Origin of the sequence: Aquincola tertiaricarbonis (assembly GCF_023573145.1) — a bacterium.
Classification (GTDB): Bacteria; Pseudomonadota; Gammaproteobacteria; order Burkholderiales; family Burkholderiaceae_C; genus Aquincola; species Aquincola tertiaricarbonis_B.
In genome coordinates this window covers 297048-322604 of record NZ_CP097635.1, presented here as the reverse complement: position 1 = coordinate 322604, position 25557 = coordinate 297048, and the positions used below count along the sequence as shown (strand labels likewise).

The 25557-nt window shown below is 71.4% G+C and carries 21 protein-coding genes; 1 reads left to right on the top strand and 20 read right to left on the bottom strand.

Features of this window, described 5'->3' with window-relative positions:
• Positions 1-51 precede the first annotated feature (51 nt).
• From MW290_RS01425 to MW290_RS01390, 8 genes are all read right to left on the bottom strand, one after another.
• Positions 52-1347, bottom strand: coding sequence for an NAD(P)/FAD-dependent oxidoreductase (locus MW290_RS01425; RefSeq protein ID WP_250195581.1), 1296 nt, complete (start codon positions 1345-1347; stop codon positions 52-54).
• Between the two features lie 42 nt (positions 1348-1389).
• Positions 1390-2790 carry a glutamine synthetase family protein gene (locus MW290_RS01420; RefSeq protein ID WP_250195580.1) on the bottom strand — a complete coding sequence of 467 codons (1401 nt, stop codon included), beginning with the start codon at positions 2788-2790 and terminating at the stop codon, positions 1390-1392.
• 125 nt (positions 2791-2915) lie between these two features.
• Positions 2916-4217, bottom strand: coding sequence for a S8 family serine peptidase (locus tag MW290_RS01415; RefSeq protein WP_250196695.1), 1302 nt, complete (start codon positions 4215-4217; stop codon positions 2916-2918).
• Positions 4214-4903: a zf-HC2 domain-containing protein gene (locus MW290_RS33070; protein ID WP_310740084.1), complete on the bottom strand. Its 690-nt coding sequence runs from the start codon at positions 4901-4903 to the stop codon at positions 4214-4216. The genes MW290_RS01415 and MW290_RS33070 overlap by 4 nt, the downstream gene beginning before the upstream one ends.
• Entirely contained in the window at positions 4900-5517 is a 618-nt protein-coding gene (locus tag MW290_RS01405) for an RNA polymerase sigma factor (protein WP_250195579.1), read from the bottom strand. The genes MW290_RS33070 and MW290_RS01405 overlap by 4 nt, the downstream gene beginning before the upstream one ends.
• A 29-nt stretch (positions 5518-5546) precedes the next feature.
• On the bottom strand, positions 5547-6203 hold the full coding sequence (locus MW290_RS01400; protein ID WP_250195578.1) for a hypothetical protein: 657 nt from the start codon (positions 6201-6203) through the stop codon (positions 5547-5549).
• A 110-nt stretch (positions 6204-6313) separates the two neighbouring features.
• Positions 6314-7018, bottom strand: coding sequence for a TorF family putative porin (locus MW290_RS01395; protein ID WP_250195577.1), 705 nt, complete (start codon positions 7016-7018; stop codon positions 6314-6316).
• The gene (locus MW290_RS01390; protein WP_250195576.1) at positions 6988-7620 is read right to left on the bottom strand and encodes a PEP-CTERM sorting domain-containing protein; all 633 of its coding nucleotides are present in this window, start codon (positions 7618-7620) and stop codon (positions 6988-6990) included. The genes MW290_RS01395 and MW290_RS01390 overlap by 31 nt, the downstream gene beginning before the upstream one ends.
• A gap of 234 nt (positions 7621-7854) precedes the next feature.
• Here MW290_RS01390 and MW290_RS01385 point away from each other — a divergent pair, with 234 nt between their 5' ends.
• Positions 7855-8697, top strand: a complete 843-nt coding sequence (locus MW290_RS01385) for an outer envelope protein (RefSeq protein ID WP_250195575.1) — start codon at positions 7855-7857, stop codon at positions 8695-8697.
• A 41-nt stretch (positions 8698-8738) separates the two neighbouring features.
• Here the strand turns inward: MW290_RS01385 and MW290_RS01380 are convergent, their stop codons facing one another.
• The 12 genes from MW290_RS01380 to MW290_RS01325 form a co-directional block, all read right to left on the bottom strand.
• Positions 8739-9983 (bottom strand): sensor domain-containing diguanylate cyclase, encoded by a 1245-nt coding sequence (locus tag MW290_RS01380; RefSeq protein ID WP_250195574.1) that lies wholly within the window; start codon positions 9981-9983, stop codon positions 8739-8741.
• Positions 9984-10002: 19 nt separating this feature from the next.
• The gene (locus MW290_RS01375; protein WP_250195573.1) at positions 10003-12135 is read right to left on the bottom strand and encodes a CHASE2 domain-containing protein; all 2133 of its coding nucleotides are present in this window, start codon (positions 12133-12135) and stop codon (positions 10003-10005) included.
• Positions 12122-12958, bottom strand: a complete 837-nt coding sequence (locus MW290_RS01370; RefSeq protein ID WP_250195572.1) for a hypothetical protein — start codon at positions 12956-12958, stop codon at positions 12122-12124. Before MW290_RS01370 ends, MW290_RS01375 begins: the two co-directional genes overlap by 14 nt.
• A complete protein-coding gene (locus tag MW290_RS01365) occupies positions 12955-15165 on the bottom strand; it encodes an HD domain-containing phosphohydrolase (RefSeq protein WP_250195571.1) in 2211 nt (736 codons plus the stop codon). The genes MW290_RS01370 and MW290_RS01365 overlap by 4 nt, the downstream gene beginning before the upstream one ends.
• A gap of 4 nt (positions 15166-15169) precedes the next feature.
• Positions 15170-17044 (bottom strand): FecR domain-containing protein, encoded by a 1875-nt coding sequence (locus MW290_RS01360; protein ID WP_250195570.1) that lies wholly within the window; start codon positions 17042-17044, stop codon positions 15170-15172.
• Positions 17045-17046: 2 nt separating this feature from the next.
• A complete protein-coding gene (locus tag MW290_RS01355; protein WP_250195569.1) occupies positions 17047-18327 on the bottom strand; it encodes a surface lipoprotein assembly modifier in 1281 nt (426 codons plus the stop codon).
• A gap of 235 nt (positions 18328-18562) precedes the next feature.
• On the bottom strand, positions 18563-19705 hold the full coding sequence (locus tag MW290_RS01350) for an aromatic ring-hydroxylating oxygenase subunit alpha (RefSeq protein WP_250195568.1): 1143 nt from the start codon (positions 19703-19705) through the stop codon (positions 18563-18565).
• Positions 19702-20490 (bottom strand): (2Fe-2S)-binding protein, encoded by a 789-nt coding sequence (locus MW290_RS01345; RefSeq protein ID WP_250195567.1) that lies wholly within the window; start codon positions 20488-20490, stop codon positions 19702-19704. Before MW290_RS01345 ends, MW290_RS01350 begins: the two co-directional genes overlap by 4 nt.
• Positions 20433-22295, bottom strand: a complete 1863-nt coding sequence (locus tag MW290_RS01340; RefSeq protein WP_250195566.1) for an IucA/IucC family protein — start codon at positions 22293-22295, stop codon at positions 20433-20435. Before MW290_RS01340 ends, MW290_RS01345 begins: the two co-directional genes overlap by 58 nt.
• Entirely contained in the window at positions 22292-22888 is a 597-nt protein-coding gene (locus MW290_RS01335; RefSeq protein ID WP_250195565.1) for a GNAT family N-acetyltransferase, read from the bottom strand. Before MW290_RS01335 ends, MW290_RS01340 begins: the two co-directional genes overlap by 4 nt.
• On the bottom strand, positions 22872-24089 hold the full coding sequence (locus tag MW290_RS01330; RefSeq protein ID WP_250195564.1) for an MFS transporter: 1218 nt from the start codon (positions 24087-24089) through the stop codon (positions 22872-22874). Before MW290_RS01330 ends, MW290_RS01335 begins: the two co-directional genes overlap by 17 nt.
• Positions 24080-25471 (bottom strand): lysine N(6)-hydroxylase/L-ornithine N(5)-oxygenase family protein, encoded by a 1392-nt coding sequence (locus MW290_RS01325; RefSeq protein ID WP_250195563.1) that lies wholly within the window; start codon positions 25469-25471, stop codon positions 24080-24082. Before MW290_RS01325 ends, MW290_RS01330 begins: the two co-directional genes overlap by 10 nt.
• Between the last annotated feature and the right edge of the window lie 86 nt (positions 25472-25557).

Genomic DNA, 25557 nt, shown 5'->3' with positions numbered 1-25557 from the left:
GATCCCTCCGAGAGGGAAGAGCGCCGCCTTCGGGCGGCCGGGCGGCGGCGCTCATACCACGTCCCTCAGCCGGTACCAGCTCATGCCGATGGCCTGCTGCACGCCGCCCAGCCATTCGCCGCCGGCAAACGGCGGGTTGACGATGCCGTTGAAGGCGTCCAGCCGTTCGGGCTGGCCCTTCATCGCCTCGGTCACCACCGTGGCGGCCACGCGCGTGGGCACGATGCCGTGGCCGCAGAAGCCCTGCGCCCAGAAGATGCGGTCCCCGCGCCGCCCCCAGTCGGGCATGCGCCGCAGCGTGATGTCGATGTGGCCACCCCAGGCGTAGTCCAGCTTGACGTGGTTCAGGTGTGGAAACACCCGCGTGATGTGGCCCTTCATCACCGCCGGCAGGTCGGCCGGCGTGCCGCCCATGTAGGTGCAGCCGCCACCGAACAGCAGCCGATGGTCGCGCGTGGTGCGGAAGTATTCCAGGATGAACTGGTTGTCGTAGACGGCGTGGTTGTGCGGCATCAGGCGCCGGCAGGCGGCTTCGCCCAGCACCTCGGTGACGCCGATGAAGCTGCCCACCGGCAGCACCCGCGACTGCAGCCGGCGGTCCACCTTGTCGACATAGGCATTGGCCGCCAGCACCAGCTGGTGGCAGCGCACCTGGGCGCCGTCTTCGGTGCGCACGGTGATGCCGTCGGCGCCTTGTTCATAGCCTGCCACGCGGGTGCTTTCGTGGATCGTCGCGCCCGCGCGTTCGACCACGTCGGCCAGGCCGAGGATGTACTTCAGCGGGTGGATGTGGGCGGCCGAGTCGTCCAGCAGGCCGGCCTGGAAGCGGGGCGAATCCACATAGCGTGGCAGTTCGGCCTTGGGGAGGAAGCGAAAGCCGTCGTAGCCCCATTCGAGCGAGGCTTCTTCGATGCCTTCGGTCAGCAGCTTGACGCGGCGCGGCAGCACCGCCACCTCCACATGGCCTTCGGCCAGGTCGCAGTCGATGGCGTTGTCGCGGATGAGCTCGCGGATCTTGCGCACCGAGCGCAGCGACTCATGGAACATGTCCTTGGCGCGTTCATGGCCCATCACGGCCTTGAGCCGCTGCATGCCGCAGGCAAAGCCCGAGACCAGCTGCCCGCCGTTGCGGCCCGAGGCACCCCAGCCCACGCGGCTGGCCTCCAGCACCACCACCTTGCGGCCGGCACGTGCCATCTCCAGTGCGCAGTACAGGCCGAAGAAGCCGGCCCCCACCACGCACACGTCGGCCTCGATGGGGCCGGGCAAGGCGGGGCGGCGGCGCTGCCGGTCGCGCGAGGTGGCGGCGTAGTAGCTGTCGATGTAGTCGGTGCTTCCGCGGAACATGGGGCGGCTCCTGGCAAGGATGAAGAGGGGGCGGCGCTGTCTTCAGGCCAGCTCGACGAGGTGGCGCAGGTCCCAGGCTTGGCGGGGGTCTGGCACGCCCTGGCGCTCCTGGTGCTCATGCCGCTTGAGCGCAACGAAGAGGTCGATCAGCGGATCGCCGAACCAGCGGCGCAGCGCCGCGCTGCCGGCCAGGGCATCCAGCGCGGCCGGCAGGCTGCGCGGCAGGGGCGGGGCCGCATCGCGGCCGGTGCGGGCCGGCTGGCCCGCCTGCAGACCGTCCAGGCCCAGGGCCAGCGTGGCGGCCACCACCAGGTAGGGGTTGGCGTCGCCACCGGGCAGGCGGTTTTCCACCCGCCGGCCGGCCGCGTCCGAGGCCGGGATGCGGAAGGCAGCGTGGCGGTCGTCTTCGCCCCAGTCGGCATGGGTGGGCGACGAATCGCTGTGGCGCACCCGGTCGAAGGACATGTCGTGCGGCGCTGCCCAGGCCATGGCGGCCGGCCCGCCGGCCTGCAAGCCAGCCAGAAAGTGCAGCAGCTCGGGCGACGAGCGGCCATCGGGCCGCGCAAACAGGTGCGGCCAGTCGGCCCCCAACCGCTGCACGCTGAAGTGCCAGTGCATGCCGGTGCCGGGCTGGTCGAGGAAGGGCTTGGCCGCGAAGCTGGCCAGGAAACCGTGCCGCGCCGCCACCTCGCGCGCCAGGCGCTTGAAGCGGAACACCGCATCGGCCTGGGCCAGCGGCTCGCCGGGGTGGAAGTTGACCTCGAACTGCGAGAACGCAGCCTCGTGCAGGTGGCCCGCCAGCGCAATGCCCAGCGTGTCGGCCGCGCCGTAGAGTTCGTCGAAATAGGCGTCGAAGTGGCTGGTGCGCTCCAGCGAGTACTGCTCGCAGGCGCTTTCCTGCACCGGTGCATCGCGCCAAGGCGCGGCGCTGGACAGGCCACCGTCGGGCCGGCGCTGTAGCAGGAACAGCTCCATCTCGGGCGCGGCCTTGACGGCCAGGCCTTGCGCTTCGTAGGCCTGCAGTACGCGGCGCAGCGCGGCGCGTGGCGACAGCTCGGCCGCCTGCAGCAGGCGGCCGTAGCGCGGTGCGTGCCACTGGCCGGCGGGCTCGCACAGCACGGTGGCTTCACGCCGGCGGCCGGGGCGGCGGCGCAGCGTGGTGGTGTCGGGCACCAGCTGCATGTCCGTGTAGGCCTGGGGCAGGATGCTGCCGAAGACCTCCATCGGCGAGCCGCCGGTCAGCCCCATGCCCAGCGTCACCGTGGGCATGCGGCAGCCCAGGCCGGCGATGAAGTCGGCGGCGCGCAGCCGCTTGCCCCGCGCCAGCGAGCTGAAGTCGCCGAGCGCGCATTCCACCTCGTCGGTGTGCCAGGCGGCCAGCAGCTCGGCCAGGCATTGGCGATCGGGCGAGAGGAGGCGGAGGTCGTGGGTGTGTGGCGTCATGGCGAAGGGCCGGAACCCGGGTCCCGGCTTGGTCTTCGCCGAATGCTAGAAGCCGGGCCCGCGCGCCCTTGGGCCAATGCGGCCGAGCCGAGCGGTCCACTTGGCGCCGCGCGCCCTGGCCGCCCTCAGGGCACCGCTTCGCAGCGGGCCGCGGCGGCCGGCCGCAGGCGTTGCGCGGCCTGGCACAGGCCGACCGGCATGCCGGCGGCCGGGGCGGTCGGCTGCAGCAGCTGGTAGGCCGTGGGGCCGTCGAGGCGGGGCTGCAGGCTGCGCAGCAGCGCCACCGCGCCGCTGATGTGGGCGGCCGCCATCGAGCTGCCGGTGGCCAGGCCGTAGGCGCCATGGCGTTGCAGCGTCAGCACCTCGCGCCCCGGCGCCGGCAGTGCACCGGGTGGCACGGTACCGGCCTCGGCCACCGCCGCCGCCAGCACGCCCGGCACGCCGGTGGGAAAGCCCTCGGCCCGGCCGCTGGGCGGCAGTGCACCCACCACCACGGTGCCACGCTGCAGCGCGGCCTCCACCAGCCGCTGCAGCAGCGGGTCGGCCGGGCCGCCCAGGCTCAGGTTGATGACGTCGGCCCGGTCGCTGATGGCTTGCGACAGTGCCTGCGCCAGCGAGAAGGTGTCGCAGCGGTCGCCCTGGGCCGGCGCGGGCACCGACCAGCAGGCTCGGTAGGCCAGCACCTGCACCGCGGGCGCCACCCCGGCGATGCCGATGCGGTTGTTCTCCACCGCGGCCAGGATGCCCGCCACTTCGGTGCCGTGTCGCTCAGCCGGGCCCGCGGGCAGGCCGGTGGCGAAGTCGCGCTGGCGCAGCACCCGCTCGGCCAGGTCGGGATGGCCGGCGTCCACCACGGTGTCGATCACCGCCACCCGCACGCCTTCGCCGCGGCCCAGGCGCTGGGCGGCCGCGGCGCCCATGCGGGCAAAGCCCAGCTGCAGCGTCAGGTAGGGGTCGTTGTAGGCCGGCGCGGCGGCCGCGCCCTGGCCATAGGTCTCGAACTGCTGCACCGGCTGCACCAGCTGCACGCGGGGGTCGTTGCCCAGCAGGCGCAGCACCTCGTCGCGGTCGGCGCCGGGCGGCAGCCGGAACAGCATGCAGCGCAGCCGCAGCGCATCGATGGTCCAGGCGGAGATTTCGGTCAACGCATGGTCGGCGGCCACCGATTGCGCCACCGCCTGGGCGGCGTCGCTGCCGGCGTAACCGGCGCCCAGCCGGTAGGCGGCGCGGGGCGAGGCACCGGCCGCCGGCTGTGCCTGCGGCCCGTCCACCACCGCCACGATGAGCAGCCGGCCCTGGCTGTCGGCCGGGTCGGCTGCCACCAGCGCCGCATGCGGGGCCGGCGTGGCGCAGCCGGCCAGCACCGCCAGCAGCAGGCCCAGGGCCAGGGCCAGCGCGGCCCGCAGCAGTGGGGGGTGCGGGCTCATCGGGGCACCGGCTCCACCAGCTGCAGCCGGGGGTCGGCGCGCAGCCGCGCCAGCTGCGCCGCATCGGGCGGCATGCCGCCCTCGCTGGCCAGTCCGTAAAAGCGGCCGTCGGCGCTGGTGTCCACCACCCGCAGGCGTTCGCTGCGCAGCAGCGCCTGCCAGTCGCCCAGGCTGGTGCCGGGCGCGGGCGCCACGCGCAGCTGGGCCGGCGGCGTGCCTGCGGGTGCACTGCTCAGCGTGCCGTAGCCGGGGGCGGTTTCGGGCCGCAGCGCCGTGCCCGACATCACCACCAGCGCCACGGCCTGCACCACCACCGCGGCCACCAGCCAGCGCTGCCAGGCCGGGGCATTGGCCGCCGGCCGTGGGTCGGCGGCAGGCATCGGCGCCCAGGCGGCGGGTGCCGGAACGGGCTGGGCCTGGGCCGCGTCCTGCGCATCCACCTGCGCCCACAGGGCCTTCAGCGCGGGGTCGGCCGGGTGTCCGGCCGTGGCAGGGGTAGCGGCTGCCGCCGGGTCGGCCTGCAGCGCGTCGCGCAGGCGGCATTGAAAGTCGTACTCCTCCCGGCAGCGCTCGCAGCCGGCCAGGTGGCGGGCCACTTCGTCGCGGGTGGCCGCATCGGCGCTGCCGCTCACCACCCAGGTCATTTGCTCCCAGGTGCGGCGGTGGATGTCTTCGGCCGGGTTCATGTCCAGTCTCCGTTGGCGGATGGGCGGGTGGCGTTGGCCAGGTCGGGCAGCAGGTGGCGCAGCCGCACCCGCGCGTGGAACAGCCGTGCCTTCACCGTGCCCACCGGGCAGCCCATGATCTGGGCGATGTCTTCGCAGCTTTCGCCCATCACGTAGGCCAGCAGCAAGGTGCTGCGCTGGTCGGCGGGCAGGCGCTGCAGGCCCTGGTCCAGCCAGTCTCGCAGTTCGTGGCGGCCGGTGGCGTCGGCGTCGTCCGGCCGCAGCGCGGCATCGGCCGCCTCCGGCGCCGATGCGCTCACCTCATCGGCGGGCGCGGCACGGCGCAGGGCCTGCAGCTGGCAGCGGTAGGCGATGCCGGTGACCCAGGTGCTGACGCGCGACTCGCCCCGGAATTCACCGGCCCGGCGCCACACCACCAGCATGGCGTCGTTGATGGCTTCGTCCACCTGGTCGTGGCGCGGGTTCAGGCGCGCCAGGAAGCGGCGCAGCCGCGGGTACAGCTGGCGGTACAGGCAACCGAAGGCATCGCGGTCGCCGGCGGCGGCGGCGCGCAGCCAGGCGCGGGCGACCTGGTCTTCGGCCTCGTCGGGCGCAGCGGGTAAGGGCGGGGGCATGGCGGAATGGCTGGGCCGGTTGATCGGGCTCACGACTGACCGGCCGTGCCGGCCGACGCCCCGTTATCGGCGCCCAGGGCCGCCATCTGCAGGCCCGCGCCCCGGCCCGGCGTGGCCGGCCACGGGGCGGGCGCCAGCCGGCTGGCCAGCCGCGGCCGCACCACGGTCAGCGCCACCGCCACCGCCACGGCCAAGGTCAGGCCGTACAGCGCCATGAAGCCGCCGTAGCCCAGCAGCGGCGTCACCGCCTTGGCCACGCCGACGAAGGCGGCGTACAGCCAGCTGGCCGCGCTGACGGCGCCCAGCACGCTGGGCAGCCACGCGGCGCACAAGGGGTTGGCCTGTGGTTGGCTGAGCCGGTCGAACACATGCAGGTGCAGCGCCGCGCCGTTGAGCGTGAGCACGGCCACCACCGTCAGCTTGGCCAGCAGCTTGGGCCGCTGGGCCAGCGCGTCCAGCGCAAAACCGGTGTCCAGGCCGATGATGGCCAGCCCGCTGAGCCACAGCAGCGCCAGCGCGCCGGCCACGGCCTGGGTGGCCTGGTGCAGCAGCTCGGTGTCCACCCGCTGGCGGGCGAAGATGGCGAAATCGCCGAAGGCGGTGCCGGCCGCCGCCACGGCAAAGGCCAGCAGGTGGGTGAGTATCAAGGCCATGCGCAGCACGGCCACGGGGTCGATCTGGTCCAAGGCAACGTCCTCTCGGTGCAGCGCACCCGGCAAGGGCCGGGTCTTTCAGCGCGTTCTGCCCGTGAGTGGCTGCCTGAGGCCCCAAAGGTTGTGTGCGGCTTAAAAAATTTTCAGCGCAGTTGTCGTGTGACCGTGAACACCGTGCGCCCGCCGGCCACCGACGGCGCCACCACCCCGCGCTGGCCCGCATTGCTGTCGATCCGGGTGATGAACACCTGCCACGGCCCCTGGCTCCAGCCCAGGCCCAGGCTGGCGTAGCGGTAGCTGTGCAGGTCGTTGAAGTCGATGTGGCCCACGCCGGCATCGACGGCCCACGGCCCGGCCAGCCGGTGGTGCACGGCCAGCTCGGCCAGGCGGCTGGTGTGGGCCGGCGCATCGGGCCGGCTGGGGTCCATGCGCGTGTCGGGCGACAGCGCCACCAGCAGCGAGACCTGGCCACGCCAGCCCACGGAGGCGTAGGCCTCGGTGTAGCCGCTGGCCGCCTGGCGGCCGCGGGTGTTGTCGTAGCGCACCAGGCCCAGCTGGGTCAGCCAGTCGGCGTCCCACTGGCGCTGCCAGCCGACGCCCAGCGTCAGCTCGACGGCGCGGCGGTCGTGCAAGGTGGCGGCGCCGGCCGACAGCGTCCAGCCCGCGTCGTTGCGCCAGCCCAGGTCCAGGCTGACCGCGGGCTGGCCGCCCGTCTTGCTCAGCCCCTTGGCCACCAGGTCGGTGCCCAGGGCCGCCGCCGCCGACCAGTCGGTGGCCCACGCCGGCGGCAGCACGCTGGTCATCAGCAGGCAGGCGGTCAGGGGCAGGGTGGGGGGCGTGAGCCGCATCGGCCACTCCAGGGGTTGAGGCGGCGGTACTCTAGCCGGGTGGCGGCTGCCAGCCCCAGGGCGCTGGCCATCAGCCACCAGGTCGCCGGCTCGGGCACGGCGGTGACATGGACCCGAATGCCAAGTCCGTCGACGCCGCCGATCTTCGTCCAGGGCCGGTTGAACGTCTGGTTCCACTCATCGTCCAGCGGCCGCGGCGCCGGCGACGTCATGTAGCCGGAGAAGGTGGTCGGCTCAAAGGCCAGGGTGTAGGTGCCCGCTTGAACGGCCCAGGCGAGGGCGCCGAAAGATTCCCAGCGAGGGTCGAACGTGGCGGGCACCTCTCGCGCGAACGTGTAGAGCGGTGAGCCGCCTGGCGCACCGGCGTAGAGCTTGACCGTGAGCGCACCGCCGTAAGTGGAGCGCATGAAGCCCTCCACCAGGGTGATGGTGGTGGCCACCGGCACGACGAACGATGCACCGAGCGACTGCTCGTTGTACAGCGAGGCACCGGTCGGCCCCCCAGGGGGTGTTCCGGTGTCCACCACAAGGGCGGCGCTTGCGCTCCAGGCACAAACGGCGAGGGCGATGGCGAGGGCGGCGGCGAGGCGTGATGTCAGCATGGCAGCTCCTGATTGGCCTGCAGATCTTTGATGATGCCGTTTGCGCTGCTGTCGGTCTTCAAGGCGTGCTGTTGAGCGTTCCTATGCATGCACAGCTTGTGTGCAAAGCTTGAATGCGTTCTTGGCCCGGTTCGTGCAGATGGGTGAGCGACCTGATGGACGGTCATCACCTTCCGGAGAACTCCCTTGTCCCAGCCTTTCTCGCGTGCCGGCTCGCTGCGCCTTGCAACCTCCTTGACGGCACTTGCCGCTGCGCTGCTGGCGCCTGCGGTGCAGGCCGCTGACTGGAGTGACACCTCGATCGGCTTTCGCACCGGCAACAAGTTCGCCGAGCCCTTCGGCTCGAACGACATCAAGAAGAACATCATCAACCTGACGCACGCCAGCGGCTACAAGTACGGCACCAACTTCTTCAATGCCGACTTCCTGATGTCGGACAGCAAGGACCCCTCCAGCGCGGGCTCCAGCGACGGTGCGCACGAGGTCTACATCGTCTACCGCCACACGCTCGACCTGGGGGCCGTCACCGGCAGCTCGTTCAAGTACGGCCCGATGCGCGGCCTGGGCCTGACCGCCGGCTTCGACGCCAACACCAAGACCGATGCGGGCTACAACTCGAAGAAGCGCATGCTGGTGCTGGGCCCCACGGTGATGTTCGACGTGCCCGGCTTCCTGAACGTGAGCCTGCTGCTGCTCAAGGAAAGCAACGCGCCGTACAACACCTTCACCAACACCAGCACGCCGCGCTACACCTACAAGACCCACCCGATGCTGACGGCGTCCTGGGGCATTCCGGTGTCGCAGAGCATCCCGCTGACCTTCGAGGGCTACGCCAACTTCATCGCCTCCAAGGGCGACAACGAGTTCGGTGGCGACACCAAGGCCGAGACCAACATCGACATGCAGCTGATGTACGACGTGAGCACCTTGTTCGGCAGCAAGAACAAGTTCAAGATGGGCATCGAGTACCAGTACTGGAAGAACAAGTTCGGCAACCCGACCACCGCCCGCGGCGCGGGTGCCGGGCCCGGTGCGACGGCCAAGACGCCGATGATCCGCGCCGAATACCACTTCTGAAGTCGGGCTGACCCGGCCTGCGCCCGGTCCATGACCGAGCCCTACATGGGCTGATGGTGCAGGCCCCCGTCGGCCTCGAAGAACCGGAAAGCCGAGCGGTCGCAGGCCTTGGCCTGGTACATGGCGGCATCGGCCCGGCGCAGCAGCAGGGCGGTGCAGTGGGTGTCGTCGCCTGCCAGGCTGATGCCGATGGAAGCGCCGATGCGCACCGGCTGCTCCTGCACGCAGAAGGGCTGCTCCAGGCTGTCCAGCAGGCGTTGCGCCAGCCGCGCGGCGGCGCGGGCATCGCTGCAGCGGGCCACCACCACGAACTCGTCGCCGCCCAGCCGTGCCACCGCATCTCCGGGGCGCATGCCCTGCTGCAGGCGCCGGCCCACCTGGCGCAGCAGTTCGTCGCCGGCGGCATGGCCCTGCCGGTCGTTGACGGCCTTGAAGCCGTTCAGGTCGATGAAGAGCAGCGCCGTGGCGGCCCCATCGTCGTGCACCGCCAGCAGCGTCTGCAGGTGCTCTTCGATCCACGCGCGGTTGGGCAGGCCGGTCAGCACGTCGTGCCGGGCCAGCGTCTCCAGGTTCTGGATGCGCGCCTTCTCGCGCCGGATGTCGCGCGACACCAGCACGGCGCCCAGACACTGGCCGGCGCTGTCCATCACCGGCGAGGCCTTGGTGCCCACGGTCACGTAGTGGCCGTCGCGGTGGCGCTTGCGCACTTCCACCGCCTCGACGATCTCACCGCCGCCCATCAGGTGCGCCAGCGCGGCTTCGGCCGGCGCCCGGTCATCGGGGTGCAGGAGGTCGGTCACCAGGCGTCCCACCAGCTCGGCATCGGTCCAGCCGATCAGCCGGCCGTACGAAGGCGAGATGGACACGTAGCGGCCTTGCAGGTCGCAGTGGGCGATCAGGTCGGTGCTGTGCGTCACCAGCAGGCGGTCCTGCACCGCGGTGCGCAGCGCCGATTCCAGGGCCGCCTGTCGCGCGCCCACGTCGAGCACGAAGCCCTGGTGCCCATCGCCGGCCGGCAGGCCGCAGAGCATCAGCCTTCGTGCGCTGCCATCGGCGCACAGCACCGGCACCTCGACCTGGAAGGGCTGGCGTGCGGCAAAGGCGGTGGTGAGGGTGCCCAGCGCGGCCCCGGCGGGTTCCGCACCTGCCTGCTGCAGCCACTGCACCAGCGGCAGGCCGTGGGCCGGCGGCAGCGGGCCTGCGGTGGCGGCCTGCCAGTGGGTGCACCGGCCCTGCGCATCGCAGGACCACACCGCAAACAGGTCCATCGGGTCGGCAGGGGTCATCGCAGGCTCGTCCGTGCGCTCATTTGCCCGACAGCTCGATGAGGTTGTCGATGGCGCCCGAGTCCAGGCGCGTGGCATGCAGCTGCACCAGGCGATCGCCCGGGCTTTGCGCATGCAGGTGCTTGAACTGCGCCGCGGCCGCGCTGCTGCCGGCCATCATCGCGGCATAGGCCTGGGCATAAGCCTCCTGCTGCACGGCCTGGCCGTCGGTCGCGTCCAGCGGCTCGTACACCATGATGGCTTCCTGGCGGCCAGCCACGCGCAGGCGCCCCACCGGGCGCACCGGCAGGCCGGGGCAGCCGTCCAGCGTGGCCTGCGACAGGCACACGTGGGTGCCCAGGTACTTGTTGGCGCCCTCCAGCCGCGAAGCGGTGTTCACCGGGTCGCCCAGCGCCCGGTAGTCGAAGATGGTGCTGCCGCCGAAGTTGCCGACGATCACCTCGCCGGTGTGCACGCCGATGCGCGTCTCGCAGAACTCCACGCCTTCGGCGCGACGGGCGGCCAGGTAGTCCTGCGCAAAGCGGTGCATCGCCAACGCGCAGCGCACCGCGCGCTGTTCATGGTCGGCCTGCTGCACCGGGGCCGAGAACACGATGGCCACCGCGTCGCCGACGATGCGGTCCAGCGTGCCTTCGTGCGCAAAGGCGATGGCGATCATGCCGTCCAGGTACTGGTTGAGCAGGGTGACGGCCTGCGCCGGGTCCATGCGTTCCATCACCGAGGTGAAGCCCGCCAGGTCGGTGAACACGAAGCTGCAGCGCTGGCGCCGGCCGCCCAGTTCCAGGGCCTGCGGCTGCGTGATCAGGTAGTCCACCAGGTTGGGCGACACATAGCGTGCGAAGGCATGCCGCACCCAGCGCTGCCGCCGTTCGCTCACCATGTGGCGCAGCACCGTGGTGGGCAGGAACACGGCCAGCATGCCCAGGCTGGGCAGCACCGGGTCGAGCAGCAGGCCCTGCCGCGTGAAGGCCCACCAGCACCCGCCCAGCAGCGCAGCGGCCAATGTGCCGAAGGCCGCGGCCGACGGCAGCGCGCCGCAGGTCATCGCCGCGATGGCAACCAGCAGCCCACCCAGGGCCACGGCCACCACCTCGGCCGCCGGTGCCCAGCCCGGCCGCTGCAGCCAGTGGCCGGTGAGGATCTGTTCCAGCGCCTGCGCATGCACCTCCACGCCGGGGATCACGCCGCCCAGCGGGCTGAAGCGCAGGTCCAGCAGGCCCTGGGCCGAGGTGCCCACCAGCACCAGGTGCTGGCGAAACAGGTCGGGCGGGGTCTGGCCGGCCAGCACCTGCCAGGCCGGCACGTAGCGGTCGCGCTGCGGCGGCGTGTAGTGCACCCAGATCGAGGCATTGGCCGTCGTGGGTATGCGCAGCCGGCCGATCTGCACGCCGATCACGCCGCCGCCATCGGGCGCGGCCTGCACGGTGTAGCGCTGGGCGCCCAGCGCCAGCCGCAGCGTCTCGGCGGCCAGCGAAGGCGCCAGGTGGCCGCCGAGGTCGAACAGCAGGGGCAGCCGGCGCACGACGCCGTCCTCGTCGGGGATGAAGCTCAGCGCACCATGGCCTTGCGCCGCCTGGGCCAACACCGGCAGGCTGTGCACGCAGCCGCCGAAGCGGCGCAGCTGCGCATCGGCCGCACCACCCAGCGTGACGATGCCGGCAGGCGACTGGCAGTCGCTCGCGGCTTCGGTGTCGCTGAGCGCGAAGCCCAGCGCCACCGGGCCCGCCTGCAACGCGGTGGCCAGCACCTCGTCATGGTCGGGCAGGCCCTGCAGCAGGGCAGCGGCCTCGCGCGGCAGGCGCGTGGATTTCAGCAGCTCGCGCGGGGAGGTGCGGTCGGCCTCCGCGAACACCACGTCCAGCCCCACCGCGGCGGCGCCGGCTTCGTGCAGCCGCGCCACCAGCTCGGCCACCTGCGTGCGCGGCCAGGGCCACTGGCCCACGCGGCGCAGGCTCTCTTCGTCGATGTCGACGATCAGCACCGGTGCCGGCTCAGGCTCCCGCGGCGACCAGCGCTGGGCCTGGTCGAACACCGCATGGCGCAGGCCGCGCAGCAGGCCGGGGTCGTGCCAGGCCACCAGCACCACCAGCGCCAGCGTGGTGGCAGGCAGCAGCCACAGCCCCTGCGTGCGCAGCCGCTCAAGCCACGGCATGGTGGGCCAGGTCGGTCAGCAGCGCCTGGCGCAGCCGCTGCACGTTGGGCAGGAAGAAGGCGCCCACGGTGCCCTGGGCCAGGGTCCGCTCGACGAAGCTCAGCTTGTCCGAGGGCGCCAGCACACGGCCCCATTCGGCGGCCAGCCGTGCATGCAGCGCCAGCGCGTAGGCCGGCGTCAGACCCACGGACGGCAGGATGTCGGCCTCGCACAGCAGGCAGGCCAGGCGGGCCAGGGCGGCGTCCTCCCGCAGCAGCTGCAGCTCGGGCGCGGCCGGCGGTGCGGCGGATGGTGTGGATGAGGCCTGGGGCGTGGCGGCGCCTGCAGCCAGCGCCCAGGGCACGCCTTCGTTCGGTTCGGTGGCCAGCACCAGGGCCGCCAGCTGCTGCTGCGCCTTTGGCGGCACGCCAGCGCCTTGCAGGAAGGGCTGTGCGCGCAGCACCGCGCGCCGCTCGGCCGCGAAGTGCGGCCCGGGCCGGCCCGGATGGTCCAGGTCGTGCACCAGGGCCGCCAGCAGCAGCAGTTGCAGCTGCGGTGCGGCCAGTCGGTGCAGGCGGCCGAGGAAGGCGGCGGCCAGCATCACCTCGCACACATGCTGGCGGTTGTGGTACGCATGGCGGTCGATCTGCCGCGCCTGCTGGTCGATCCACTGCGCGATGCGGGTGCCGGCCCGCGCGACGGCCGGGCAGCCGTCCGCCTGCAGGTGGGCGGCGGTGGTGTGCCAGGTGGCCGAGAGCTTGAGCGGCACCCGTGCCATCGCGCTCATCAGCTCGGTGAGCACGTGGGCGGCTTCTTCGGCGGAGCCGGTGAAGGTCGTGCTCATCGGATGTCCACCATGAAGGCACGGCCGTCCGTCACGTCGATCTGCTCCGGCTGCAGGTGCTTGCGGGCGAATGTCAGGAAGACGCCCGAGCTGACGAACAGGTTGAAGACGTGCGGGTCGACATGGTCGCCCGCCATGCCGCGCAGCACCGTCAGGGCTTCGGACAGCGTCTTGGCCTTCTTGTACGGCCGGTCCGATGCGGTCAAGGCTTCGAACACGTCGGCCACCGCCATGATGCGCGAGGGCACCGCCAGTTCGGCCGCCTGCAGCGCGCGGGGGTAGCCCTTGCCGTCCATGCGTTCATGGTGGGTGCCGGCGTATTCGGGCACCCGGCGCAGCTCCTTCGGAAAGGGCATGCGCTCCAGCATCATGATGGTGTGCACCATGTGCTCGTTGATCTTGTAGCGCTCTTCAGCGGTCAGCGTGCCACGGCGAACGCCCAGGTTGTGCAGCTCGCCATAGTTGTACAGGTGCTGCGGCACCGCCATGCGAAAGCCGAAGGCCGGGTCCAGCGCCTGCTCGGGCGGGCGCGGGATCACGTCGTGCGGCCGGTCGGCCAGCAGCCGTTCCATCGCCGGCAGCGCGGCCGGCGGCTCGTCGCGCCGGCGGTCCAGCTCGGCGGCCGACAGGCCCAGGCGGTCGTCGAAGTGCCGCACCCAGGTGACCTGCGCGAGCTGCTGCAGCCGCGCCAGGTCTTCCGCGCGCATGGTCTCGCCGCCCAGGTTGCACTGCGCGACGAAGGCGAAGTCGTCCTGCAGCGCCTGCCGGCGCGCGGCGAAGCCGGCGGCCTCTTGGGCGGTCAAGGGCTGCGCGGCGGCGGCGCGCAGCTCCTCGATCTCCAGGTCGCGCCACAGCACCTCGAAGCGCATGCGAACCTCGTGGATGCGGTTGTAGATCGTCTCCAGCTTGGTGGCCTTGTCGATGACGTACTCCGGCGTCGTCACCTTGCCGCAGTCGTGCAGCCAGGCGCCGATGCGGAACTCCTGCCACTCGGCCTCGTTGGCGAAGCGGAAGTCGGCCAGAGGCCCTTCCTGCGCGTCGCAGGCCGCCTGGGCCAGCATCATCGCCAGCTCGGGCACGCGTTCGCAGTGGCGGCCGGTGTACGGGCTCTTGGCGTCGATGGCGGTGGCCAGCAGGCGGATCAGGCTCTCCATCAGCTGCTTCTGCGACTCCACCAGCGCGATGTTGTCCAGCGCCACGGCGGCCTGCGCGGCCAGCGCCTCCACCAGCTGCACCATGCGGGCGTCGAAGGGCACCACCGCGCCGGTGTCGCGGTCCAGCGCATTGAAGAACTGCAGCACGCCCACGGCCTGGCCGCCGCGTGGCGAGATGGGCACCGCCAGCATCGACACCGTGCGGTAGCCGCTCTTCGCGTCGAAGGCCCGCGTGCCGCTGAGGTCGAAGCGCGTCTCGGCATACACGTCGTCGATGACGACCGAGCGGTTGTGGAGGGCGGTGAACACCGAGACGTAGCTCAGGTTCGGCTGCCCGCTGCAGGGCTGGTGCAGCGGAATCTCCAGGCTGGGCAGCGCGTCGTCGCGCGTGCGCATCTCGAAGCGCAGCGTGTCCTGCTCGGTCACCATGTACATGGTGCCGCCATCGCAGTTCAGCAGCTTCTGGCCCGAGGTGAGCAGGTGCCGCAGCAGCGTGGCGCGGTCGCGCTCCATCGCCAGCCGCAGGCCGGTGTCGATCAGGGCGTCCAGGTGTTCGATGGCCGGCCGTGCCGGCGTCGCCTGAGGCGCGCCCTGCAGCCGCTTGAGCAGCATGCCGTGGGTCAGGATGCCGGTGAGCGCCGCCATGTGCACCGGCAGGGTGAGCCAGTGGGTGGCGCCGGCCACCATGGCCGGTCCGCGCATCGCGTCCAGCTCGGGCGTGGCGATCACCACCACCGGCAGGCCGGCGCAGGCGGCCTGGCCGCGCACCTGCCGGACCAGCGCCAGCATCTCGGCCGGCGCGGCCACGGCGTGGACCAGCAACGCATCTGGCGGGTTCAGGCCGATGGCGTCGGCCGCCTCGGCCAGGCCCACCCGCCGCACCAGGAAGCGCGCCTGGCGCAGCTCGTCCAGCAGCGCATCCACACCCGCCTCCATGCCGGCGCTCGGCGCGCCGGTGGCCAGCACCAGCCGGCCGCGCACGGCGCCGCGCTGCACGTGGCCGGGTGCGGTGCCGGCCGGCACCCGCAGGCGAAGCATGTCGGACAGGTCCATGGCGTCAGGGCTTGAAGACAATCACACCGGTGACGTTGCCCAGCCGGCTGTCGAAGCCGTAGGTCACGCCCAGGCGGCTGTTGCCGGTGCCGCCCAGCAGGCCGCGCACCGAGATGCCGTCACCCAGCGTGCCGGTGCAGCCACCGCTGCAGCCGTTGCCGGTGCTGCTGATGGTGGAGGCACCGGCAAAGCCGAAGCTGCCCACCTGCGCGGCCAGGCCGCTCAGCGAGAAGGTCTGGCCGGCCACGGGCACGGTGAGTTGGTAGGTGGCGCCGCCCAGGCCCAGCCCGGTGAGCGCCAGCGTCACGTTGCCGCTGGCGGTGTTGATGACGCCGGTGGCCACCATCTTGCCTTCGCGCGTCACCGTGGGTGCGGTGGCGGCGAACGACTTGTAGCTGCCGATGGCAGGCAGGCTGGGCTGCCCCACGAAGGCCACGTAGTGCAGCGTGGCCAGCTTGCCCTTGCCATCGCCGTTGCCGTCCTTGACCTTGGACTCGCCCCCGGTCCAGCGGCCCCAGGCCACCGTGCCGTCGGCGCCCGGGTCCACCGGCACGCCCTTGTCCAGCATCTTCTTGTCCTTGGCGGTCTCGTCGAGGTCGGTCAGGCCGCTGTTGGGCGCGAAGGTGCGCTTGCCGCTGGTCAGGCCCGAGCCGGGCTCGCCCTTGTCCGTGGTCCACACCAGGGCCACCGTGCCCACGCCGTTGGGCAGCGGCACGCGCGGCGCCGGCGGCACCGGGGCCGGCGCGGGTGCGGGTGCAGGTTCCGGTGCCGGTGCAGGCGTCGGGCTCGGCGCAGGTGATGGGGAAGGCGACGGGGCCGGAGAGGGCGCAGGCGTAGGCGAAGGAGCTGGTGAAGGAGCAGGCGAGGGCGCAGGCGACGGGGCGGGCGTTGGTGCAGCGCCGCCACCGTCCGCAGGCGCAGGGGCAGGCACCGGGGCGGGCGCAGGTGCTGCAGGGGGCAGCGGCGCCGGCGTGATGGTGATGGGCGCGGGGCCGGTCGCCGGTGCCGGCGCGCCGGCTTGGCCCAGGCCGGGCAGCACGTCCTCGGCGCCGGGTGAAGGCGCGGGGCTGGGCAGCACCGGCTCGGGTGAAGACAGCACGGTGGCCACGTAGCGGGCCACCCGTTCACCTTCGGTGGCCACCACCGGGGTGCTGGGCAAGGCGCTGGCCAGCGGCGTGGTCGCCGAGGACGAGCCCGATGCCTGGGTCGTGCCGCCTTCGGCCGCGGCCTTGTCCGTGCCGGTCTGCGCCGTGGTCTCGGCCGGTGTCACCACCACGGCCAGCTTGGTGCTCACGGCGGGCCGCACCGACTTGCTGGGCGTCACCGCGCCAAAGCCCTTGGGCACGTCGACACAGCCGCCGTCGTTGCACACCGCCACGCGGCCACCGAAGACGCTGACGCGCAGCCCCTGGTCCAGCGAGGCGGCGTACTCGGTGCCGCGGATGCCGATGGTGCCGGCGGGTGTCTCGAGCTTGTAGCGCTCCTGGCGGGCCTTGCCGATGCTGCCGCTGATGGTGCGCAGGCCGCCCTTGACCAGGCTCATGAAGCCCTTCTCGTCATCGCCGGCGGCGCCGGCCAGGTGGTACTCGTCCAGCCGCAGCACGGTGTCTTCCTGCAGCGACATCATGGCGCCGTCCACCATGCGCAGCTGCAGCCGGCCGCGACCGGTCTCGACGGTGTCGCCTGAATCGACGACCGCGCCCTTGGCGGGCGTGCGCAGCACGCCCTGCGCGGAGCGGATGCGCACGTCGCCCGATGCGAACAGCACGGTGGCCGCCGGCTCGGCGGCCGCCAGGCCCGACATCAGCAGCAGCACGCCGGCGGCCACGGCCGAGCGCGTGGCGCGCCGCGGGATGTTTTTCTGGGGGGTGGGCAACATCTTCAGAACTCCCGGCGGACGGCGACCTGCACGACGGTCCTTTGGTAGTCGTACAGCACGACGTTGGAACGGGCGATCGTGCGCCGCAGCTGCGGCAGCAGCTGCCACTGGCGGCCGATGGACCAGCGCAGGCCCGCCAGCCAGTCGCTTTGGTGGTCATGACGCCGCACGTCGAACAGGGGCTCGGTGCCGCCGTAGTGGCGCCGCTCGACCTGCCACTCCACGAACAGCGTGGCCGGGCCCAGCGCCTGCTCGGCGCCCAGGCGGGCGCCATAGCCCTGGTGGCCGTGGTGGTCGTTGAGGCCGCCGTTGGCGCCATCGCGCGGCCGCTCACGCACGCGGTACACGCTGCCGTAGGCCAGGCGCTGCCCTTCGCCGAAGGAGCGTGCCAGGGCCAGGCCCAGCACCCCGCGGTCGGTGTTGCGTTCGGCCTGGCCGGCATACGACTGGCGCGACAGCTGGGCAAAGACGTTGCCCTGGGTGCTGCGGTCCAGCTGCTGCTGCCATTGCGCCGCCACGCCGTGGGCCGTGCGGTAGCGGCCACCGTCCAGCCAGGCGCCGGTGCTTTGCCAGGCCAGGGTCTGCGAGCGGTCTTCGCCCAGGTGCGTGGCGCCCAGGCTGAAGTCGGCCACCGTGGTCTGCATCTCGTGCACCTGCCGCGGTGAGGTGGCGCGCAGGTTGGCGCCGGCCACCAGGTCCCAGTCGGCCGACAGCGGCACTTGCGCGCTGGCACCTGCCGCGGCACCCAGCACCGTGTCGCTGCGCTGCCGCGCTTCAGGCGCCATCGTGAACAGCAGGCCACCAAAGGCCGGCAGCGCGAACTGGCCGGCGTTGGTGGCGCTGTTGACGTTGCTGTCGCGGGCCAGCGAAGCCTCCACGTAGCCGTTGATCCTGCGCTGCCGGTCGGCCGAGTGCGATGCGTCCAGCGCGCCCAGCACGCGGTCGATCGCCTGCGCCGCTTCGGGCGGCAGCTCACTGCGCCGCACCAGCATCAGCTCTTCACGGCCGCGCGCCACATCGCCGGCGGCGAGGTAGGCACGCGCCAGTTCGGCCCGTGCGGGCCCGTTGCCGGGCTGCACGGCCACCACACGCTCCAGCGCGAAGATGGCGCGCGAGAGGTGGCCGGCGTCCAGCGCGGCCACGCCCAGCGCGTAATCGAAGTCGGGGTTGCCGGCCTGCTGCGCTTCCTGCGCCAGCAGGGCTTCCAGCTGCGGGCTCGTGGTCGCAGGCGGCGCGGGGGTTGCCGCATGGGCCGCCGTGGCGCCCGCACCCAGCACGGCCATGACGGCCAGGCCGATGGCCCGTGCGCGCGGCCTTTGCAGAAAGCGGGGGGGTGTGAAGGTCCTCTCGAAGTGGTGACGATCCCAAACTGCCGGGTACTGCTCTGTCATCTGGATGGAGGAACTGCTATGCGGATGACCGCTGAATGTTCCTTATCGGCAGCTGACAAATCAGCTTGAAGTAGGCGCTAACCCTCGAGTTAAGCCTTGCTACATGGGCCTTCTGTTACACATGCCCTCATGCTCCCATCGCCAGCCGGTACCACTCGTGAAAGTGGCGCATGCCGTCTTCCATCGGCGACTGGTAGGGGCCGGCATCGGTGCTGCCGCGCCGCCACAGCGCCCGGCGGCCGGCGTCCATGCGCTCGGCAATCTCGTCGTCCTCCACCACCGTCTCGCGGTAAGCGGCCTGGTGGGCCTGCACGAACGCACGCTCGAAGGCGACGATGTCTTCGGGGTAATAGAACTCGGTGACGTTGAGCGTGAGCTGCGGGCCGCGCGGGTGCAGCGTGGAGCGCACCAGCGCATGCGGGTACAGCTCGATCATGTGCGTGGGGTAGTAGGTCACCCAGATCGCGCCGAAGTCCGGTGGCACGCCTTGGCGGTAGTCCAGCAGCGCACGGTGCCACGCGCGGTAGACGGCCGAGCCCGGTGCATCGAGCCCGCGGTGCACGCCCACGCGCTGCACGCTGAAGGGGGCTGCGAACTCCCAGGCCAGGTCGTCGCAGGTGACGAAGCTGCCCAGGCCCGGATGGAAGGGGCCGACGTGGTAGTCCTCCAGGTACACCTCGATGAAGGTCTTCCAGTTGTAGTGGCAGGTGTGGGTCTCGATGCGGTCCAGCACATAGCCCGCCAGGTCGAACTCAGGCCGCTCGAACAGCCGGCCCAGGTCGCGCAGCGGGTCGCGCGGCCCTTCGAACAGCGCACCGTGGCAGTCCTGCAGCGGATAGCGCGGCAGGTGCGCACAAGGCTGGGGTGAGAAATGCGGCGCGCCCACCAGCTCGCCGGTGTCGGTGTAGGTCCAGCGGTGCAGCGGGCACACGATGTGGCCACCCGAGCCCGCCGGCAGGCGGCCCTGCGTGGGGCCTGCCGTCACCGCGCCGGCCTGGCCGCCCAGGATCAGCGCCTGCCGGTGGCGGCACACGTTGGACAGCAGCTGCACGCCTTCGCGCCCATGCACCAGCACGCGGGCGTTGTCCTCGTGCGCCAGGGTGCGCCAGTCGCCGGGTTCGGGCACCCATTGGCGGTGGCCCACGTAGCGCGGAGCCAGGCGTTCGAACATGGCCATCTCGCGCTGGAAGAGCTCGTCGTCGAAGTAGGCCTGCACCGGCAGCTGTGGCTGCGTGCTCAGCAGGTGGGCGCGGCGGACGATGTCGTTCATGCAGGACTCCCGGCCGCCAGGGCTTGCAGCCGCTGCAGCCGTTCGCCGCGCGCCAGGCGCGGGCAGGTGTTGCACAGTTCGCCGCCTTCGCGGCGGTCGTCGAGGCAGCAGATGCCGCGATCCAGCGCCAGCCGCGGCCTGCCCGCTGCGTTGCAGACTTCGAGGTAGCCGCTGTCGCCGCCAGCGCCCAGCAGCGCCAGCCACGCGCTGCCGGCAGCACGCAGCCGGTCATCGCTGCAGCCCATCCGCGGCTGCGCCCGCAGCAGGGCCGACAGCACGCAGTCGGCCAGCATGCGCCGTGCGGCCTTGGGGTGCAGCGGCAGCCCCGCCTGCACCGCGGCCAGCAGGCGGGCCGCCATGGCCTGCACCTGGTCGGCGGCCTGTGGCCGTGTGTCTGCGGGCGTGGGGGTCATCCAGGCCGCCGCCGGCAGCGTGAAGCCATCGACGTCGGCTGCTGCGATGTCGAGCTGCCAGCGCAGTCCGGCCAGCGGCAGCACGCGGCCCGCCCACTCGACGGCCATCACGCTGGCATAAGCGGGTTGCCACACCAGCCGCGCATAGGTGCGCAGCGCCCAGAAGGCGCGCCCGGCGCGCGGATGCTGGCGCTGCATCGCGGCCAGCAGCTGCTCGGCCGCCGGGCCGGCGGGCAGGCCGCCGACGTGCTGGCCACAGCGGCCTTGCAGCGCCGGCACCACGGCCTGGGCCTGGCTGAAGAAGGCGGCCAGCGTCAGGATGCAACCTCGCTGGCCAGTGGCCGCGGGGCGGCCTTGGCAGAGGGCGCCCACGGCGCCAGCGGGTTGTCCAGCGTGCCCACGATCTTCAGGTTGGCCGCGGGGTCGGCCAGGTTGATCATCTGCGTGTTGTTGCCCATCTGCAGCCGGTTCAGGCACGACTGCCGGAAGGTGGGCGCAAACAGGTCGTAGCGGGCGTGCTTGTCGCGCTGCTGCGGATGCTCGTCCTGGTAGCGGCGGATGTTGTCAGCCACCTCGCGCCAGAAGTCGGCTTCGGTGCAGGTGCCGCTTTCCACCAGGATCTGGTTCATGTAGCGGAAGAAGCCGTCGAAGATGTCGATGAAGACGGCCAGCGTCTTCAGGTGTTCCGGAAAGTCCATCACCAGCCGGCGCACTGCATCGGGCAGCTGCACCTGGGTGTTGAAGATCGCGGCTTCCTCGGCAATGTCCTTCATGATCACGCGCACCGGCACATGGTCCTGCATCACCAGGATCAGGTTCTCGCCGTGCGGCATGAACACCAGGTCGTAGGTGTAGAAGCAGTGCACCAGCGGCGTCAGGTAAGCCTGCAGGTAGCGCTTGAGCCAGGTGCGCGCCGGCAGGCCCGAGGCCTCGATCAGCGCGGGCAGCAGCGCCTCGCCGTCGCGGTCGGTGTGCAGCAGGCTGGCCATGGTCATCAGCCGTTCGCCGGGCTTGAGCAGCGGCAGCGGGTTTTCGCGCCACAGGGCCGAGAACATCTTCTTGTACGGCGTGTCGGTCTCGATGGCCGCTTCGTAGTAGTGGTGGCGAAAGCCCATCGAGGCCACCTCGCGCAGCAGCGTGAAGCCGGTGGCCTGCAGCTCTGCATCGGGCGCCAGCAGCTCGCTGATCCACTGGTTGATGGCCGGCGTGCCCGACATGTAGTAGGGCGACAGGCCACGCATGAAGCCCATGTTAAGGATGGACAGCGAGGTCTTCACGTAGCGCTTGTGCGGCGCGCTGATGTTGAACATGGTGCGGATGGATTGCTGCGCCAGGTAGCGGTCTTCGCTCAGGCCCAGCACCACGATGCGCCGCTGCGCCACATAAGGCGCAAAGGCCACCGAGAGCTTGTGGGCCCATTGCCAGGGGTGGGCCGGCACCACCAGGTAGTGAGCCGGGTCCAGGCCCTGGTCGCGCAGCTGCTGCCGGTAGCGGTCCACGGTGGGCTGGCCCAGTTCCTCTGCCAGCAGTTGCTCATGGCTGAGGCCGGGCACGCTGTGGAAGGCGGCCTGGTCACGGTGCACCGCCAGCCACACGATCTGGAAGGGCGATGCCGCCTCGGGTGCATAGGCCCGGTAGTCGCTGCCGTCGAAGCCCAGGCGGCCGTTGTTGGCCACGAAGGCCGGGTGGCCTTCGGTCATCGAGGTCTCGATCACCTGGAAGTCGGTCTCGTGGATCAGCTCATGGCTGCCGTGGGTGGTGTTGAGCTGCTTGTAGGCGCTGCTGTACAGCGTGCTGCAGATCTCGTCCAGGTAGATGGGCAGCTGCTCAGGCTTGAGGCCCAGCGCCTGCTTGAAGTCGGTGATGAAGCGCAGCGCATCCACGTCCTGCGGCACGCCGCCGGCCAGGCATTCGATGGAGTCGGCGGCGATGGCCCAGTGCTGCAGCGCCAGCAGCCGCGCCTCGAAGCGGTAGACGGTGTGGCCGTCTGGCGTGGTCAGGCGGTAGGCCTGGTGCAGCTGGCGCTGGGCAGGCTGGGCCGTGTCGGGCTGCGGCTCGACGATGCGCTCATGCGCGTACTCCGAGATCGCCTTGCGCACCAGCTGCCGGTTGACCCGGCGCCAGACCTCTGGTTGCAGGTGGTCGACCACGGTGGCGAGCGAGGTGGGCGGGGTCATGCGGGCATCTCCTGGAGTGATTGCAGGGCTTGGTGGTAGTGGTCGCGCGTGCACAGGGCCAGGCTGGCCACCTTCTCGCGCAGCGGCACGTTGCCGCGGTAGACGAAGCCGAAGCGCTGGTTCAGCGCATGGATCTTGTGGTTGTGCTGGTCGGGCTCCACCACCACGCGGCGGGCGCCCAGGCCGTCGAACATCAGGTCCATCACCGCCTGGAAGGCGCGGCGCGAAAAGCCGCTGACGGGCCGGCGCGCCGGTGCCAGGCAGATGTGCATGCCGACGTCGCCGGGCTGCACCGGGTAGTGGTCGGCCAGCTGGTCGAAGCGGGGGTCGTAGGACTCGGCCAGCACCACCGGCTCACCGTCCAGCGTGCCGATGTGCACGTCGCGGAAGCCGCAGGCCAGCTGCGCCGCGTAGAGGTCTTGCACCTCGGCCACGCTGGCGCCCTGCAGGCACCAGAACCTGGCATGCGGCTGCTGGAACCAGCCATGGATCATCGGCATGTCGGCCGGGATGGCCAGGCGCCGGAACACCATGCCGGTGGGCGAGGTGTAGGCCGCGGGCGGTGCCCACGCGGATTCAGGCTGCTGGGGCATGGGAAGACTTCTCCGGTTCGGGGTGGAAGGAGGCCGCTGCGCGCGGCCCGGCAAAGCGCCAGCGCCACAGCGCGGCGGCCAGCAGGAAGGCCACACCGGCCACCACGAAGGGCGCTTGCAGCCCGTGCGTGGCCACCAGCGAGCCGGCGGTGAACGAGGCCAGCAGCACGCCGCAGTTCTGGAAGATGTTGATGACGCCGTAGTCGCGGCCGAAGTCGTCGGGCGTGCTGAGCTGGTAGAGCTGCACGTCGAAGTTGATGACCAGCTGGTACAGCGCCCAGCCCAGCAGCACCCGACCGATCAGCAGCGTGGCCACGTCGGGCGCGGCTTGCAGCAGCAGTCCCAGTGCGCCCAGCAGCAGGTTGGCCAGCGTGCGGCGCGTGGGGTGCTGCTCGGGCAGCGTCAGCCACCGGTGCACCACCAGGGCCGCCACCGCCACGATCTTGGGCACCGCGAAGGCGGCACCGGCCATCGCTTCGCCGCCGAAGTGGGTGAGGCTGCCCCAGTACACCGAGAAGAAGGGCCGCGCCAGGGCTGCGCCGAAGTCGAACAGCAGCATCACCACCGCCAGCTGCAGGATGCGCGCATGCCCGGCCAGGCTGAAGCGCTGCGGCGCGCTGCGTTCCTGCGCATCGTGGGCCAGCACCGGCACCATGCGGCGGCTGCGGATCAGCCAGCTGCACAAGGCCATCTGCACCAGGTCGGCCCCGGCCATCAGCAGCACGCAGGCCTGCACGCCCCAGCGCTCGATGACCGCGCCGCCGGCCACCGCGCCCAGCACCACGCCCAGGTGCGCCGTGACCGACAGCAGGCCGATGGTGCCGGCGCGCGTGGCGTCGGTCTCGGTGCGCATCAGGTACGGGAAGTTGAGCAGGTAGCTGCTCTTGAAGGCGAACATCGCCATCGACAGCCCCCAGTAGCTCACCAGCCCCGGCGCCCAGTAGCTGGCCAGGCACAGCGCGGCCGCGATGCCTTGCGTGACCTGCAGGATGTGCAGCGTCTCGAAGCGGCGCGCCACCCGCACCCACAGCGGAAACACGCACATCACCGTGATGGAGATGAAGGCCACGTAGGCGCCGACATGCCAGGGGCTGGTCTGCCCGTAGCGCTGCGCGAAGAACTGCGGATAGAAGGGGATCAGCAGCGCGTCGCTGATGACGGCGAGCAGCGTCATCAGGATCAGTCCGTGTCTCAGGCGCATGCGGGGTCCTGCGTGGCGGCGGCGGCCGGTGCCAGCGGCCTGAACAGCGGCGAACGTGGCACGCCGAAGCTCTGCAGCGCGATGCCGGTCTCGATGGGGTAGTGCGCCACGCCGGTCAGCGCGCGTATCAGGCACGAGTTGCGGTAGCAGGCCAGGCCCAGCTCGGGGTTGCTCAGGCCATGGCTGTGCAGGCCGCCGTTCTGCACGTACACCTCATCGCCGTTGATGTCGACGGCGTAGTCGCGCGTGGGCTGGTAGCGGCCCTGGCGGTCGAAGCGCAGCCGGTGCTCGATGCCGCCCAAAAAGCGCGGCACCCGCTGACGGTAGCCGGTGGCCAAGATCAGGCCGTCGGTGCGGTGCTCGAAGGCTTCGCCGGTGTCGGTGCGGTGGAACTCCAGCACATGCTGGCCGCTGGCTTCGTCATGGCGGCAGCGCCGCAGCTCCGATTGCGTGACCAGGTGGGCCTGGAAGCTGCGGCGCCGGCGGCCACGTTCCAGCTGCTGGTAGATCTGGTCCATCAGCTGGGCGTTGATGCCCTTGTAGAGGCTGTCCTGCCCGGCCAGCACGGCGGCCTTGCGCGACTCGGGCAGGTGGTAGAAGTAGTCGGTGTAGTCCGGCGAGAACATCTCCAGCGTCAGCCGCGTGGTCTCCATCTGGAAGAAGTAGGGCGAACGGGTGATCCAGTTCACCGTGGTGCCGCGTTGCTCGGCTTCCTTCAGCAGGTCGTGGCACACCTCGGCCGCGCTCTGGCCGCTGCCCACGATGGTGATCGAGCGCTTGTCCAGCAGCTGGGCCTTGTGCTGCAGGTAGTGGGCGCTGTGCAGCCAGCGCTGTGGCTGTTCGTCGCAGCAGGCGGGCAGGCTGGGCTGGGCACCGATGCCCAGCACCAGCTTGCGCGCCGCGAAGCTCACGTGCGTGCCATCGGCCCGGCGGGCCTGCACGTGGTAGAGGCTGCGGCCCTGCTGCACTTCGTGCGAGACGCCGGTCACCTCATGCCCGAAGCGCACGTTGGGCAGGCTGCGCGAAGCCCACTGGCAGTAGCGGTTGAAGGCCTCGCGGGTGATGAAGTGCGGGCCGTTGAAGTAGTGCGCGTAGATCTCGCCCTGCTGCTTGCAGTAGTTGAGGTAGCTGTAGCGGCTGGTCGGGTCGGCCAGGCTCACCAGGTCGGCCAGGCAGGGGTTCTGCAGCGTGGTCTCGTCGATCAGCATGCCGGGGTGCCAGTCGAACTGCGCACGGCTGTCGAGGAACAGCGCCTGGCAGGGCGTGGCGCCTTGCGCCAGCGGCGCCAGCAGGCAGGCCAGGCTGAGGTTGAAAGGGCCCAGGCCGATGCCGATGACATCATGGACCTGGGGGTCGGTGGATCGGGGGTGATTGCCAGGCATCGGGGCCGCCTTCCAGTCGATGAGGTTGGGAGCGCGGCCCGAAGGCCGCGCGCTTGCCTTCGTGTGACGGATGAGGCGGCCCGGCG

Coding starts and splice junctions, on each gene's coding strand:
- MW290_RS01375 (WP_250195573.1), bottom strand. CDS start 12,135: ATGCCGTGGCTTGAGCGGCTGCGCACGCAGGGGCTGTGGCTGCTGCCT.
- MW290_RS01420 (WP_250195580.1), bottom strand. CDS start 2,790: ATGACGCCACACACCCACGACCTCCGCCTCCTCTCGCCCGATCGCCAA.
- MW290_RS01360 (WP_250195570.1), bottom strand. CDS start 17,044: ATGTTGCCCACCCCCCAGAAAAACATCCCGCGGCGCGCCACGCGCTCG.
- MW290_RS33070 (WP_310740084.1), bottom strand. CDS start 4,903: ATGAACCCGGCCGAAGACATCCACCGCCGCACCTGGGAGCAAATGACC.
- MW290_RS01405 (WP_250195579.1), bottom strand. CDS start 5,517: ATGCCCCCGCCCTTACCCGCTGCGCCCGACGAGGCCGAAGACCAGGTC.
- MW290_RS01330 (WP_250195564.1), bottom strand. CDS start 24,089: ATGCGCCTGAGACACGGACTGATCCTGATGACGCTGCTCGCCGTCATC.
- MW290_RS01380 (WP_250195574.1), bottom strand. CDS start 9,983: ATGACCCCTGCCGACCCGATGGACCTGTTTGCGGTGTGGTCCTGCGAT.
- MW290_RS01355 (WP_250195569.1), bottom strand. CDS start 18,327: ATGGCCGTGCTGGGTGCGGGCGCCACGGCGGCCCATGCGGCAACCCCC.
- MW290_RS01370 (WP_250195572.1), bottom strand. CDS start 12,958: ATGAGCACGACCTTCACCGGCTCCGCCGAAGAAGCCGCCCACGTGCTC.
- MW290_RS01350 (WP_250195568.1), bottom strand. CDS start 19,705: ATGAACGACATCGTCCGCCGCGCCCACCTGCTGAGCACGCAGCCACAG.
- MW290_RS01390 (WP_250195576.1), bottom strand. CDS start 7,620: ATGCTGACATCACGCCTCGCCGCCGCCCTCGCCATCGCCCTCGCCGTT.
- MW290_RS01335 (WP_250195565.1), bottom strand. CDS start 22,888: ATGCCCCAGCAGCCTGAATCCGCGTGGGCACCGCCCGCGGCCTACACC.
- MW290_RS01395 (WP_250195577.1), bottom strand. CDS start 7,018: ATGCGGCTCACGCCCCCCACCCTGCCCCTGACCGCCTGCCTGCTGATG.
- MW290_RS01340 (WP_250195566.1), bottom strand. CDS start 22,295: ATGACCCCGCCCACCTCGCTCGCCACCGTGGTCGACCACCTGCAACCA.
- MW290_RS01425 (WP_250195581.1), bottom strand. CDS start 1,347: ATGTTCCGCGGAAGCACCGACTACATCGACAGCTACTACGCCGCCACC.
- MW290_RS01415 (WP_250196695.1), bottom strand. CDS start 4,217: ATGAGCCCGCACCCCCCACTGCTGCGGGCCGCGCTGGCCCTGGCCCTG.
- MW290_RS01325 (WP_250195563.1), bottom strand. CDS start 25,471: ATGCCTGGCAATCACCCCCGATCCACCGACCCCCAGGTCCATGATGTC.
- MW290_RS01365 (WP_250195571.1), bottom strand. CDS start 15,165: ATGGACCTGTCCGACATGCTTCGCCTGCGGGTGCCGGCCGGCACCGCA.